We start from the raw sequence: 14,664 nt of genomic DNA on the forward strand, positions 1-14,664 counted from the left end.
ACCTCCTATCTAATTATTCCAATAGCTTTTCTAAGCATTTTATATAACGGTCTTAATACCGCTTTAATTCTAGATTTGAAAATATACAATTTCAAAATCCTTATATAGTCTTTAGGAAGCGATGATATGTAGCTATCAATTTTATCCATATTCTCATAATCATTTCTACTATTCCTGTATAATAATAAAATAGCATCCGTCAAAATATTATACTCTAAATCTTCTTGCGTAGATGAATAGTTATTTTTCAAATATTCTATCTCTTCATAAACTGCCTTTTTTATATCAACATCATAGTTTGCCGAAGGTGCCACTTCTTTTATTTTGTCATTATTTAATGTAAAACCGGGTATCTTATCATAATTCATTTCAACATATTTCCCATAATGTAGCATTTTCAGGATATTCAAATCGCCCTCAATCACTACAGGTGATTTGTTAACTATACTCCCTATTATATTGTATATATCACGGTATACTACAGTCTTGTCGTCAGAAATATGATAGCATTCTCCATACACAGACTCATTGCCAAACAACTCTACAACCGCATCCCCAAATGTACTTGTATGACACATTGCGTGTGGAAATAGTCCATCATAATTCAATACCGGCTTATTGTTAATTATTCTGTTTACTAAAGTCCATTCATTTTTTCTACTACCAAATCCTACAGGAATTCTTTTTTCCCCAAAAGTCATGGTAGGTCGAACTATGGTCCAATTAAAAGAATAATTATCACCTTCATCAAAAAGATATAATTCAGCTTCACGCTTATTTCTTCCATAGGTCCATTTCAAATCATCAAGCTTTATATTTCTTTCTTCAGAAACATTCTCATCTGGATGCATATAAACCGCATCTGTAGAAATATAAATAAAATGACTACAATGCCCATCTACTAGTCTTGTATCGCGAATAAGCTCTTCCTTCTTAACAACTAAAGTATCAACGATTACATCAAAATCTTCATTTACTATCGAAATCAAAAAATCATCATTTTTCCAATCTCCTTGAATTCCCTTCGCACCAAGTTTTTTGTAATAATCTGTAATATTTCTTCTGCTTAATATATATACATCATGACCTTTTTTACATGCTGCTTCTGTAATTGCTCCTCCTATTATTCCCATACCACCAACAACTAGAATTCGCATTTTCCTTTTTTCCTTTCCTTTTTTAAACTAAAAATATCATTTCTTTCATTTTTATCAAACACAAACCAATAGGCTATCAATCCATAGGTAAATACAAATATTAGAATCTGCAATATATAGGCTGCAATCGAATTAAAGGATATATATTTAATTACAAAATACGCAATTGCCCAACATGGTATAGTATATATAATTATTTTGCACGTGTTAGCCCAATAATGTTTTATATTGATTCCTATTGCATATTTGTAATATGTATTCATAAATATACCCGTCCCTAACAACATAGCAACTGCGGTTCCAACCGCAGCACCAATTGGACCCATATATATAATAAGCGGAATACTTATCAAAACATTTCCAATATCAATCAATAAATAAACTACGGATCTTGCTCTATGCTTATTAACCGCTCGCTGAATCTCTATTCCAATATTTTGCGACAACGCGATAATTAATGACGCCATAAGCGTAATTGCAATATAATATGAATCATCATACCCTTTTCCAATCCATAATTCATAAAATATCTTTCCCCATAGAACAAATCCCATAAAAGCCATATATAAAATAGCAAACTGGATTTTACCAACTTTAGTAAAAATCTTAGTCAATTTATCACTATCTTCTCCACTATCGACAATCCTATAAATTGTAGGTACAAATATTGCTGAAATTGGAGCGGCAACAGAATAAAACATTTGACTAATCTTTCCTCCCATAGTATATGTAGTCACGGAATCTGTACCACATATTCTCCCAATAAGATAATTATCAATATTTGTGCTACTAAGCAAATCTAAAACCTGGTTTAAAAAAATAAAAAATGTAAACCCTCCAATTTCTTTCATCAAGTTCCAATCAAATGATTTAAATGAAAACGGCATTGCTAGCTTTTTTATGTTATAAACACAATTTATAGAAAAATCTACTAATGCTGACATTAGTATTGCTATCGAAACCGCCACAGGATTTTTCATAATTAAAACAAGAACAATCTGCAAAACCGGAGAAATTATATCTATGAACAAAACAACACTCTTTTGAAAAACAAATCTTTCATGAGCTGTTGTATTGCAAACAAATATGCTTTTAGGAAACGTCAATGCCATATTAATTGATAATATGATAACCATAATAAATGCCTCTCTATGATTATTATCATCAATTGCATTTCCAAATACTGCATCAATATTATAGCTAATTAATAATCCTAAAATAATACATGCCACCGACATTAATAAAAAAGCCAGCATAAACATGCCATTCAACCTAGCAATACCTTCATGATTATTTTGTGATTTGTATCTAGAAAAAAATCTGATGTATGATGCAGAAAATCCAAATCCTAACAAACTCAAATACGATACTGTTGATGAAATCATCTGAAATAGCCCGTATTCGGCTTTTCCTAATTGCCTTAACAAAAAAGGGGTGACAAAAAAAACTACTGCAAATTGTAAAATCATTGTGCAATAAGAAATCACCACTGCCAATTTCTTGTTTGCTTCATTCCGCATCTTTCATACCACCTGTTATAATTATCACCATTCAACATTCTCCATAACGCATTTTGCTGGATTACCCAAAACAGAACTACGCGCTTTAACATCTCTTACTATAGTTGAATTAATACCGCAAATCGCTCCGTCACCTATTGTTAATCCCTTTACAATGCTTACCCCTGTACATAGCCAAACATGATTGCCTATTATTAGAGGTCTCCCTTTAATCTTTTCGTTAAACTTAGTTGGATGAAAATTACTGTCGTATATAACTACATTTCTCCCCATATCAACTCCATCTCCAAGTTCTATTCTATTAGAGCACACAATTACAGCGCCATAATTTGTATCAGTCTTCCCAACTTTTAACAGCGCCCCTTTTAATATATCAATAGAACTATTGGCTGCGACTCGAACTCTGCCGTTAATTTCCATTACCCCACCAGAGTAGATATGTATGTAGGTCTCTTCATTAGATTTTTTATGTTTAAAATCATTAAAAAAAACATTTGCATGAACTATCAGTTTTGCTCCTTCATCCATCACAATTCTGCTTCCTTTATATGGAAATATATATCTCCTATTGTCCCTAGTTACTTTTTTACATAGAAAATTGTAATAAACAAAAGAAATTTTATCAATTTTCATCAACAATTCGATTATCTTTAATAATTTTTCTTTTCTTTTTTTCATTTTGAACATTCTAACATTTCCATATTTCTTATGAATCTCTCTGATAGAATCTGATTCAAGATCTTTATAAAATCTTTCTCGTCCCTCTTTGTATGGAAGTTGACCATTTAAGCAATGATTCCCCTTTTTTATCTCCCATATATCTCTCTTTTCCACAACAAGTGACTCTTTTATTGAATTAAAAAAACTGATACCCTTTTCACTACTTAATAAAACAACAGATACGCCATTTATACGATCTTCGTTCGTAACTCCGTTTATTCCCCAAAAATCGCCTAGAGTTACATCCGTAACTCTCTCTGATGTTCTATACTGACATTCAAAGCAAGACTCTCTTGTTACATAATCATCAATTTGCAACATATATTCATATGGATCATCATCCTTATTAATATAATAACTCTCGCCATTTTTAAAATTGAACCTAGTTCCAAACTTTGTCCAACCTATACTCTTTTCTTTATATTGTATAAAATCAATTTCAGAATTATACTTTCGTTCTAATTCAACAACTCTCTTAGCGTGATATAATTGTGAGGTGTATCCTCTACAAATAAAATCAACACATAACAATTCTTGATATTTTTTCCCCAAAAATGATAGCAATGCAGCATTAGAACATGACGTGCCTACAAACATTACTTTTTCATGTCTATCTAATAGCTCCTTAATCTTTACAAATATATCATTCATCTCTGGTTGAAAATATTTTGATTGTGTAATCAAATCTAGTTTATCCAATGAATTAACAATTATATATTCTGCATTCTTATAGTTATCACACCATGCAACACCACATACATATCCACCTTGTTCTATAAAGCACTTTGATAGTTCATAACATACTCCACCTGACGTACATTTTCTACGTTGCGCCGTATTTTTGCTCCATGCGGAATAAACAATTGGATATGAATTCTTTTCTACTGCACAGCCCACTGCTGGACATTTTTTTTCGCATAGATGACAGTCTATACATTTTTCGATATTAACAACTGGTAGTCTAAATCCATTTTGAATTTTAAATTCAATTGCTCCAGTGGGACAAATCTGGCCACACATAGTACACCCAGTGCATAATTTTTCAGTTATATCTATCATTACATATACCTCATCACTTATTCTGTTCTAATGATTTGTTATTTTGAGTCATTATACTATCATATAAATATCTTAATGACGTTCTCTTCAATAGATTGTATTCATGTCGTACAATTGTATAATCAATATTTTGCATCGACTTAATATAATCAATATTAAAATCTTTCTCTTCATGTATAAAATGATTTTCTGTTCCAAATAACTGCGTTAGCGATATCATTCTGTTGTTCATTTCTTTATGTTCACTTCTACCAAAACATACAAATTGTGTTTCGAAAATATGCGAGAACACACTTGCATGAAAGCTATCAGTGAATACAATTCTAGCATATTTAATATAACTCAAAAAATCCTCAACTGTAGTGTCAAATAATTGCATATCTCCAAAACCTAAATCAACAGATTCCACTCTCCCTTGCATGTGAGGTATTGTTATGATTTCAATATTATGTTCGCATGCATATGCTTTTGCTAAATCTCTGATTCTTTTATCTCTTCCTAAAAAATAGCAGAACATATATGGCTTATCATTCTTTTTGTTTGATACTATATCTTCCCAATCTTGCCTATCTAAAATCAGTGTCGGATCTAAAACCCACTTAACAGCCTGCTTCATAGATTTTGACAATTGGTCTTTTATATCATTTTCTCTAACAGAAATAGCAGTATAACTCTCTGTCTTTTCTTTTATATAATCTATCTCCTTTTTTGTTAGAAACGATTTGCCTGTACTAGCTGCATACGCAATTTTTTTAATACCATTCGGAACAAAATCCAAAAAATACGCAGGCCAGTCTCCATGCCACACTTGATCTGAGCCAGTTATAAAAACATCATAATCTAACACACATGATTTTATATTACGCTCACCAAACACATTTTTTGAATGTGGTACCAGTTTTTTAGCGTCTTTAACTATTATTTTTGTTCTACGATTTATTTTATATTGTACATATATGTTTATGGGGTTTTTCATAATGGGCAAATAACGATTCAATCTCATTTTCAATCTTCTCTTAGCCGAAAAAGCCGAGTAATGATTATAACATATTTGTTCTGAATCTATTCCCATTTTTTTTATTGCTTCAGTCAATGCATACGCTTGTAGTATTCCACCATAATTCGATGAATTATAATACATTGTTATAATACCAATCTTCATTTTTTTATCCTATCTAAATCTTATTTAAAAAACCTTATCCGTTCCATTCATCTTTTCTATCGCTAATAACGGAATCACTAATGTACTTAACCACATATGTGGATGTGATATAACTGGATTGATTATAAACATAATTAACAAAGTGAAAACTTCAAATATATAAAAGCGTTTTTCATATGGATACTTTATTAATTTAATCTTTCTATACATCGTGATAATAACAATGGTTATAACAATAATCCCCAAAAAACCTACCGTTCCCAATATATCACAAAAATCACTGTGAAATCCAATTTCCACCAATGGATTCTTTTCTTGACTAAAATATCTACCAAAAGGATTACGTACAAATGTATTAATACTTCTTGAATACCTTTCAAATCTAGCACCAGCATCGCCATCAGTATCTTTCAATATGAATAAATTATATAAATTCTTTACCCTAAGGGCCAACATATCCATCTTTGTGTTACAAATAATTCCATATAACCACATTAGTATCTTTGCTTTCCCAAGCCATAATATTGAAAACAACAATGTGAACGGTATCATTTTAGCAATCATACGTTTATATGTATCATTTATAAACACAAAGAACAGTAAACACATCATCAGTAGCACTGCAAACATTAACTGCGAAAACACAACGCAAACAATACTAGATAGTAGTGTTAAGAAAATCAAAAATTCCTTCTTCATTTTCAACATGTATAATAACGTTCCACAAAAAAAAGCTATTCCAAAGAGCGCATTCCATCCAGCCATATTAAGACTTCGATAATAGTTTTGCCAATATGAATTCACATCATCAGCCACTTGACCAAGAGTTCTAATTGCTGTTGGATAATGAATCAATCCTAATACAGTTGTTAACGTAGTTATTAGTATAACGATCGTGTAAAATCTGAGATATTTCGATGATACTTTTAATTTTTTATCTAGAATTAATAGTGCGCAAACATAAAATTCCACACTAACCGCTGCTGGAAATATATACGATGAAAAACTCAATTTTGCTGACCACGAATAACTGTAATATACAATTTCAAAAAAAATCAATCCGACAAAACCAAATAGATATATAGAACCTTTTTTTACTAAACCCAACATAAAAGACATTATTGCTATTAACAATAATGGCTTTCTTATAATATTCGGTATTAATATTGTAATTGGTATATTATATAATATAGTAAACACATACAACGAAAACACTATTAATGTATCACTCGCAATTGAAATCTTTGTTTTTTCATTTATTTTAAAACGGAACACAATTCACCTCTATTTATTTTGTCTAAACTGTTGTTAATCAGAATATACTTTCACATATTAACCATTATTTATGATGTTTTTTATTATCTCTACAGTATGATTAACACCTGTTATTGCATCAAATAAACCTTCCCAACCAATTTCAATTAGTTCTGAGCTATCCAGAGAAGAATTAGCCATAGGATTAAAACCTTTTTTTTCATCGCTTGATGGTATTTCATAAGATATATTGCTTGCTGTTTGTAATGTCATTATTTCTGCCAATCTTCTTATACTAATAATTGAATCAGGATTTGAAATATTATAAGCACTTCCTTTTTTTCCATCTAACAAAACCTTTAATATTGCTGATGCACAATCTAAACAATAGCAATAACTTCTAATCTGCTGGCCATCGCTTTTCATAATAATATCTCTCCCCCTTGCCACATCATATGCCCACAAGGACGAAACTCTCATATCTCCTTCTCTAGCTGTCGGACCATAAATGTGTCCAGGTCGGACTATTACCGAATCCGTTCCATATTCATCATAATACGAAGCGCATAATGTCTCCGCAGCACATTTACCAATTGAATATGCATTTCGTGGGTTTAATACATCAATTCCACCATAATTATTTATTCTTATAGGATTACTAGATTTATTTTCACCATACACCTCTGATGACGAAATAAGAAGTAGCCGTTTTGCTTTATTATCTCTCACGTAATCCAGCAACTTTTTTACGCCAAAAATATTACTCATCAAAGTCTCAACCGGTTCTTTAATAATTATATTAGGTGAAGCATTGCTTGCACCATGAATTATATAATCAATTTTATTAGGCATTATTATATTTTTTGTAGAATCATATTCTACTACATGAAAATAACTACATTTACAATATAAACCAAATCGATTTGTAATATTCTTTATGTTTCTTCCCGCAGCATATATATTAATGTTTTTTTCATGTGTCTCATTCCATCTAATTAATACATCTATAACTGCAGAGCATATTAATCCAGTTGCTCCTGTAATAAATATATTATGATTTTCAAATTTGGCTATTTCAGGAAATCTACCAATTATTACATCCAAATCATTTATCCACAGCTCATTTTTATATATATTCATTTCTAATTCTCAATCTTCCTACCTTTAATTAGTAAACCATTCCATCAATAAAACCGTTAAACTCTTTTTTAATTATCTCATAATCGTGGTATTTTCTACTCATTAAATAGTTATTTTCTCCTAATAATATCATCACCTCTTTATGGTTATATGCATACTCTATACAATCAGCTAAATCATATGAATCATTAGGTCTAAATGTAAGAGCGTTATACCCTTCTATGAAATACTCTCTCGTCTCATGAAAATCAGATATTATTACAGGTTTTTTAAAATATCCAGCCTCAATACATGGCCTCGGTTGATGAACCTTTGTTGACGGAAAAATAACCAAATCACAGTCATCTATCAATGGATAGATATTTTTTTGTTGACCAACAAACTCAATATTGTTTAATACAATCGTTTTCCTGTAAGCTTTCCTTAACCTTATCAAATGTCTACAATAAATGGGATTGTATAAATGTATTAAGATATTTTTTAATGAAAACCTTCTAACTTCGAATCGCCCAGCTACAATAAGTCTAACCTTGTCATTTACCTTCGTCATTGCCTCAAGAGCAATCTCAGCCCCTTTCAGTCTTGAAGACCCACCCATATATAATACTTTCATTATACCATCTGGTTTACCATGTTTTTTCAAGACATTATCCACACATAAATCTTCCTGAGGAACGCAATCTGGAAGTACCACAACTTTCCTTCCAGAATTGATATCTAATTTTTTTCGCTCATATTCACACAAAAATGCAACACCACTCATTTTCTCTAATAGATTACGATACAATCTTATTTGAAACTTATTCGTTAAAGTCTCACGATCAATGACAGCACATTTTGTATTTAATCCACCAATGACTGCAACAGAGCATACAATAGAATTAAAAACTATCAAATCAGGTTCAACTTCATTAATCTCGTCACAAAATCTTTTTATTCCAAACAACGATTTTATAGACGTTAGTGACGCCTTAGATATTATAGGACTCGCACCTGAGAATAAATTCAAATGCGGCACTACACTTATTTCCTTCACCCTGATATTATCTTTATTAAATTCTACCTCCAATAATCTGCCTTTAGGAACACATATTATCACCTCATAGCGTTCACATAGCATATTTGCCATATCTATTAATGATTTCGTTCCTCCTCCAAGCTCTCCTGTATGATGTACAAGTGCTACACATTTCATTTTAAAATCAATCCTCTTAATATTTAACTATGTCCCGATTTAAGATACGTGCTAATAATATTTGCGGTGTAATCAGGCGAATTACTTTCAAACATTTCTTTAATTGTATCAAAACCAATTCTCTTCTCTTTTGACGAACATATAAAGTCTACAACACGATTTACATTTAACTCAAGGTCATCCTCAGGATAAATAATGCATACTAGACCATATTTTTTTAAATAGGATATTGCACTATCATTATTTCCCCCGCTAACATGAATTATTGGTTTACCTATCGAAATGTATTCCAATATTTTAGATGGAAGTGACCTGTCCTCACCCGATAGTTTATTTCCAATACTAAGCAATATATCAGCTTTATTTTGTTGTTGTACAACCTCTTCTGGGGTAACATACCCCATTGCTTTTATCAAACCATTGCTTGTTTTTTCTTCATGTCTTAGTATATCTTCGCAATTCCCTCGCGAATAAAACTCGCCTACAATATCAATATGTTGCCCTACGGAATTCAATATTTTCAATAAATATTCAGGATTCCTTATATCTTTTAATAAAGTACCAAAATATGAACAAATAATTTTTTCTCCACTATTATTTTTTTCTGAATGAGGGAAAGGCACCAAATTAGGTATATCTGAATAACATGATTTTTCTTCATATTTAGCATACCTTTTCTTCTTATAATAACTACGATTACATTCCATATGAATAATTAAATCGGCTGCATCAAATGCCTTCTTCTCGATTCTATTAACTCGATATCTTAAAAGCTGCTTAATAAATCCATTATTCTGAGGGTTATTTGATATAGAATCTAACTCATAAAAAACTAATTTTTTTAATCCTATGCTAGAAATAATAGTATCAACTGGTAGGGCGACTGCAATCACCGCATCATAATTATTTATCAAATCTAATTCAATTATTTTTTTTCTATATTTCGAGTTTAACTCATATTTAAAATATCTTGGCCACCTATAAGCTACTGATGCTTTATTAAAAAAATGGATAAGTCTATTTTCAATTGTTGTGTTCAATAATCCCTCACCAGCACCTATAGAATAAACCGTTCCACATTCATTTGATTCTACTACACCTTCTTCACCAGTATATTGAAGAACATCACTTTTTATCCCTAAAGCAAGTAAAGAATCCCTAACTCTTTTTACACAAATCTCGCATACTTTTGGAACTGGTGCATATTGTCTTACTAGAAATAATAATTTGTATTCTTTATCCTTTTGCATTATCAACCCATATTTCCCATATTTTTAATTTTATTATTTTAACCAATCTGAACGTTTTGCTACCAACAAAGCCTTGAAAATATCGATATCCTCAACAGTTGTTAGCTTTATATTTTTTTCTGATCCAGCCGAAAAATAAACCTTTTTTCCCATTTCAATCATGAGCGTACATGATGCAACAGAGTTTGTTATACCACTTTCCAATGCATCTCGGTGCAATTGGCATATGTCTCCTATCCTAAATGCCTGCGGGGTTTGTGTTCTTTTTAATCTGTCTCTCGGATAGCTGCCAACTGAAATCTCTCCATCCTCTGTTTCAATCATCGCTTCTGCACATGGAATAACCGTTACCGCATTACCATGTTCTCTAGCCACTCGAATATTATCTGATATTATTTCAGCACTAACCATTGGTCTAATTGCATCGTGTATAAGAACTAAATCTTCAGCATCATAATGTTTTTCTAATTTCATAACACCGTTACGTATTGAATCTTGACCATTTTTGCCGCCTGGAATTACATATTGTAACTTGGTTATATTAAATTGCTTTGCGTAAGCACGTAAAACCTGTTCCCATCCTTCGATGCATACAACCGCAATTGCATCGATTTCTGGATGTTTCTCAAAAGCCTCCAAAGTGTACACTATAACAGGTCTTTCATTTACCGTAAGAAACTGTTTTGGAATATCCTGATTCATTCTATTACCAGATCCACCCGCAATTAATAATGCAACATTTGACATTTGCTCTACCTCCCTTTTAATACTCTTTATAACTTTTATATGGATTTATTTTAATATATGTATGATGTACCACTTGCTGTTCCCTTGGTGGAAGTCGCATATAATCACCATATCTTTTTGACATGTACTTCTCTGGTTCTGTCGCTCCGTTAAAATACATGCCTTCAAACTCTAGCAACTTTGGCTCGCCAAACCATTCTTTAGGATAAGATATTGCAGTAAACATGGTAATATCTTGCCCATAATAATCCAATATCTCATCTCCTTTTACAGAAGCAAGTCTTTTCTCTAGTTTTTCTATTTTAGCCAACCTCTTCTTTTCAGAATAAAAGCCAAGTACAATTTTTGACATTTTCGCGGTCACACCACCATGATTTACAGGTGGTCTATTATTAACAAGAACCTTTAGTAAATTAGACCGTAATATATCAATTAGCCTTATAATTCTATTATTTGAACATTCATAATACGGGTAAACATCAACATATATCCCTTTATGGGTCTTCAAATCCACCTCATCGGCCTCGATGCAAGTAGTATCTTCATCCCTAATTCTCATAGCAATTGAACGATAATCTCTATCTGTTTCTCTACTCTGCACAAAATACTTATCTCCAAAATCAGATTGAAGTCCAATTAGCTTTTTCGCATCAGCATAAGGCATTAATATATCTATATCGTCATCCCAAGGTATAAACCCTTTATGGCGTAGTGCTCCTATACATGTACCAAATGCAAGATAATATCTCAAATCATTCTTTTTACATACATTATCTATTTTTTTTAAAATTTCTAATTGAACTTTTCGTACATCATTACGTATTATTTCATCATTATTTATCATTACGAATTTCTCCTCTTTATTAACCATAATTTGCTCTAACTGCAAAACATATATCTAGTTAAGTAAGATTTTTGCTATCAAATGACCACAATTCTATAACCGCTATAATCATTCCACTAATAATTAAGCCAATCAGCCAAAAATATCTACGTCCATAAGCATTTGGTTCCATAGAATAGTATATATTTATACTTAAAAATGCTGGAATCAAAAAATATTTTACAGTATTCCCAATACCTTTCTTAATCATTAAAATAACAGCATCTTTTATGATCAATAATCTAAACAAAACCAATGCAATGTACACTGTGATATCATAAGCTCTCCCATATTCAAGCAATAAACTATGCGAAATACTATAATTATATACAATGGTTTCATACTTAGCCCAATCATCAGTGGGATATCGCAGCATTGCCTGAAAAGCGTCCTGATTTATAACAAATCGATCATTCTTTAGTATTCCACCCCCAGTGGCCCAATTACTGAGAAGATACTTATCATACATCACATTCCAGTTTTTATAGAAGGCCAGTATAACTAAAGCCACACATCTAATTACTGCTACAATTACAATTCGATATAAGTTTCTTCTCTTCCTGTCAGCAGTTCTATACTTATCGAAAAAGAACAGAACAAGAAATAAAAGCACATTTACAGGCAACAGTATTCTATTTTCTCTACCTGTGGTCTCAATATCACAATGTTGAATTATCAAATTTACTAGGATAATTAGCCCAAGAATGCTAATATGTTTTCTAGCACGATATAGCATGTATCCACAAGAGGCTGTTATCAGAATAAACCCTAGCTCATATGTACATCTACTCTCAATAAGTCCACTTACCCAATAGCTTTCCCATGAGTGTGTATGAAGGCCTCCATTTTCAGGCTCGAACTGAAAATTTTTGTAAAAATCCATTGCCGAAGCAATAAACATTCCAAAGGCCAATGAAAAAAAAACACATTCAACTCTTTGTGAAACAACTTTAGAGTCAACTCCAACAATAGCCTTTCCTATTATATAACCCGCAGGCAATATCCATGCATACGGAATATTGGAATAATCCTGATTATGATAGTCCACCACCGCCACCAAGCACATTGTCTGACACAATAAAGCCAGCGCAAAATCAAACTTAATTTCTCTCCCATAATAAACCTTCCTAACGGAATAATATAACGCTACCACAAGCATTACTATTGCAAAGAAATTAAAATCTGAAAACCAATTAACGGTTTTTATCTCTCCAAATCTGTACTTGTAGCTCAGATTCCACCATGCATGAAACATCGAGCCCACGAACAATGTTGTGCAAACCATTGCGAAAAAAAATCCCTCGACAGTAGGGGATGTGATAAATCTTTGGAATACGCTATATATTTTGTTGTTTGATTTATTGTATGTAACAAATCTCTTTTCTTCCATAATATGTCTATACTAATAATTCCTTAATACAAATAAAGAGATTATAACATATTATTGAAAAAATGTATAATCTCTTATATAACAAGTCAACACCAATTATGTTTATATAGGCAAAAGCATCTAATCTTCGTCCTTCCAAAATGGTACTCTCACTTTATTTAGTAGCCCCGACATTGAATATGATGAAACTAAATTCTTCAGATTTTCTTCATCACATTCTGGTCCACATGTAATTGATTTTCTCTCCCCTATATAATCATTTGGTAAATCATATGCAATTGCATACTCTTTATCTTTATCTAAATTTCTAAACACTTCATCTTTTAACGTAACAAGAATCCTAACCTCATCCTCGCCTGCCCAACTACACTCTTTAACTCCAAATATATGCTTAGACTCATATTTTTCTAATTCTACTTTTGAAAACCTTGTATTACTCATGTTATGAATTCTTATTTCTGCATAGTTGCTATCACAATACCTATGATAGTACAATATATCGCCAACAACTACATCACAGTCATTCTTACAGATATCACAAACTTTTTCTCCATTTTTCTTATTTACAACGGATAGATTATTCTTTTCTTTGATGCTATTTATTATGTCATGAGAAATAGATATCCTAACGCCCTTTCCCTTGTTGTACTGTTGACCGCCGAATTCTAATTACCTCAGACGACAAGTCTGCGACAATCTGAAGTCTAAGGCCATCTCCTTTAGCTCTTACTATGCGTCGTTTTAAGCGACACTTTTTTTATTGTATTGTTTTACAAAAATTATTATCCTTATCTTATAAGTTCTACGTAACTGTAAACAAAAAAGAAGGGAGCCTCCCCGACCAAAGTTTGGCTCTCCTTCCTCTCAAAAAACCACGGACACCATTTGGTATACCGTGCCACACTGTTATGATAAGAGTTAACGCCAAGCTTGGCAAGATAATTTCTTGTAAAATTTCTGATGCTAAAATTTCTGATATCGACTTGTTTAATGCTTCTTTATCCCTTGTAGATCTGTCAGAAGAAATCTGCTCAAATCCTAAATGCCACGCCAAGGGCTGTTGCCGTATGCACGCCTCTTATACAAGAGACATCATTTCTTTTTATCACGGCAAACGTCAGGAATCACAAGTGGTAATCCCTCGCGTTTACTGTGAGTCTTGCGGTAAAACTCATGCTCTTATTCCT

Annotated in this window: 13 protein-coding genes; 1 reads left to right on the forward strand and 12 read right to left on the reverse strand. The window is 31.9% G+C overall.

Annotation, left to right across the window (positions count from 1 at the left end; translation table 11 throughout):
* Positions 1 to 5 precede the first annotated feature (5 nt).
* The 12 genes from T498_RS0108620 to T498_RS0108675 form a co-directional block, all read right to left on the reverse strand.
* Positions 6 to 1,157 carry an NAD-dependent epimerase/dehydratase family protein gene (locus T498_RS0108620; protein ID WP_028235563.1) on the reverse strand — a complete coding sequence of 384 codons (1,152 nt, stop codon included), beginning with the start codon at positions 1,155 to 1,157 and terminating at the stop codon, positions 6 to 8.
* Complete coding sequence (locus T498_RS0108625; RefSeq protein ID WP_028235564.1) at positions 1,145 to 2,677, reverse strand: lipopolysaccharide biosynthesis protein; 1,533 nt, start codon at positions 2,675 to 2,677, stop codon at positions 1,145 to 1,147. The genes T498_RS0108620 and T498_RS0108625 overlap by 13 nt, the downstream gene beginning before the upstream one ends.
* Before the next feature lie 24 nt (positions 2,678 to 2,701).
* Positions 2,702 to 4,456: a Coenzyme F420 hydrogenase/dehydrogenase, beta subunit C-terminal domain gene (locus T498_RS0108630; RefSeq protein ID WP_028235565.1), complete on the reverse strand. Its 1,755-nt coding sequence runs from the start codon at positions 4,454 to 4,456 to the stop codon at positions 2,702 to 2,704.
* A gap of 13 nt (positions 4,457 to 4,469) precedes the next feature.
* Positions 4,470 to 5,618 (reverse strand): polysaccharide pyruvyl transferase family protein, encoded by a 1,149-nt coding sequence (locus tag T498_RS0108635; RefSeq protein ID WP_028235566.1) that lies wholly within the window; start codon positions 5,616 to 5,618, stop codon positions 4,470 to 4,472.
* Between the two features lie 24 nt (positions 5,619 to 5,642).
* Positions 5,643 to 6,893 (reverse strand): hypothetical protein, encoded by a 1,251-nt coding sequence (locus tag T498_RS0108640; protein WP_028235567.1) that lies wholly within the window; start codon positions 6,891 to 6,893, stop codon positions 5,643 to 5,645.
* Positions 6,894 to 6,950: 57 nt separating this feature from the next.
* The gene (locus T498_RS0108645) at positions 6,951 to 8,012 is read right to left on the reverse strand and encodes an NAD-dependent epimerase/dehydratase family protein (protein WP_028235568.1); all 1,062 of its coding nucleotides are present in this window, start codon (positions 8,010 to 8,012) and stop codon (positions 6,951 to 6,953) included.
* Between the two features lie 28 nt (positions 8,013 to 8,040).
* On the reverse strand, positions 8,041 to 9,207 hold the full coding sequence (locus T498_RS0108650; protein ID WP_028235569.1) for a glycosyltransferase family 4 protein: 1,167 nt from the start codon (positions 9,205 to 9,207) through the stop codon (positions 8,041 to 8,043).
* Positions 9,208 to 9,230: 23 nt separating this feature from the next.
* A complete protein-coding gene (locus T498_RS0108655; protein ID WP_028235570.1) occupies positions 9,231 to 10,457 on the reverse strand; it encodes a hypothetical protein in 1,227 nt (408 codons plus the stop codon).
* Between the two features lie 33 nt (positions 10,458 to 10,490).
* Positions 10,491 to 11,204, reverse strand: a complete 714-nt coding sequence (locus T498_RS0108660) for an IspD/TarI family cytidylyltransferase (RefSeq protein WP_028235571.1) — start codon at positions 11,202 to 11,204, stop codon at positions 10,491 to 10,493.
* A 16-nt stretch (positions 11,205 to 11,220) separates the two neighbouring features.
* Positions 11,221 to 12,048, reverse strand: coding sequence for a LicD family protein (locus tag T498_RS16235; RefSeq protein ID WP_051524686.1), 828 nt, complete (start codon positions 12,046 to 12,048; stop codon positions 11,221 to 11,223).
* A 58-nt stretch (positions 12,049 to 12,106) separates the two neighbouring features.
* Positions 12,107 to 13,477, reverse strand: coding sequence for a hypothetical protein (locus T498_RS0108670; RefSeq protein WP_028235572.1), 1,371 nt, complete (start codon positions 13,475 to 13,477; stop codon positions 12,107 to 12,109).
* Between the two features lie 120 nt (positions 13,478 to 13,597).
* Positions 13,598 to 13,918, reverse strand: coding sequence for a hypothetical protein (locus tag T498_RS0108675; RefSeq protein ID WP_028235573.1), 321 nt, complete (start codon positions 13,916 to 13,918; stop codon positions 13,598 to 13,600).
* A gap of 290 nt (positions 13,919 to 14,208) precedes the next feature.
* Here T498_RS0108675 and T498_RS17015 point away from each other — a divergent pair.
* Positions 14,209 to 14,664, forward strand: a 456-nt coding sequence (locus tag T498_RS17015) for a hypothetical protein (protein WP_330372279.1), incomplete at its 3' end; no start/stop codon positions are given.

The sequence above is a fragment of the Pseudobutyrivibrio sp. MD2005 genome, from assembly GCF_000621865.1.
GTDB lineage: Bacteria > Bacillota > Clostridia > Lachnospirales > Lachnospiraceae > Pseudobutyrivibrio.

Excerpts from the sequence above, each read along its gene's own strand:
- T498_RS0108620 (WP_028235563.1), bottom strand. The coding sequence starts at position 1,157 with ATGCGAATTCTAGTTGTTGGTGGTATGGGAATAATAGGAGGAGCAATT.
- T498_RS0108625 (WP_028235564.1), bottom strand. The coding sequence starts at position 2,677 with ATGCGGAATGAAGCAAACAAGAAATTGGCAGTGGTGATTTCTTATTGC.
- T498_RS0108630 (WP_028235565.1), bottom strand. The coding sequence starts at position 4,456 with ATGATAGATATAACTGAAAAATTATGCACTGGGTGTACTATGTGTGGC.
- T498_RS0108635 (WP_028235566.1), bottom strand. The coding sequence starts at position 5,618 with ATGAAGATTGGTATTATAACAATGTATTATAATTCATCGAATTATGGT.
- T498_RS0108645 (WP_028235568.1), bottom strand. The coding sequence starts at position 8,012 with ATGAATATATATAAAAATGAGCTGTGGATAAATGATTTGGATGTAATA.
- T498_RS0108650 (WP_028235569.1), bottom strand. The coding sequence starts at position 9,207 with ATGAAATGTGTAGCACTTGTACATCATACAGGAGAGCTTGGAGGAGGA.
- T498_RS0108655 (WP_028235570.1), bottom strand. The coding sequence starts at position 10,457 with ATGCAAAAGGATAAAGAATACAAATTATTATTTCTAGTAAGACAATAT.
- T498_RS0108660 (WP_028235571.1), bottom strand. The coding sequence starts at position 11,204 with ATGTCAAATGTTGCATTATTAATTGCGGGTGGATCTGGTAATAGAATG.
- T498_RS16235 (WP_051524686.1), bottom strand. The coding sequence starts at position 12,048 with ATGATAAATAATGATGAAATAATACGTAATGATGTACGAAAAGTTCAA.
- T498_RS0108670 (WP_028235572.1), bottom strand. The coding sequence starts at position 13,477 with ATGGAAGAAAAGAGATTTGTTACATACAATAAATCAAACAACAAAATA.
- T498_RS0108675 (WP_028235573.1), bottom strand. The coding sequence starts at position 13,918 with ATGAGTAATACAAGGTTTTCAAAAGTAGAATTAGAAAAATATGAGTCT.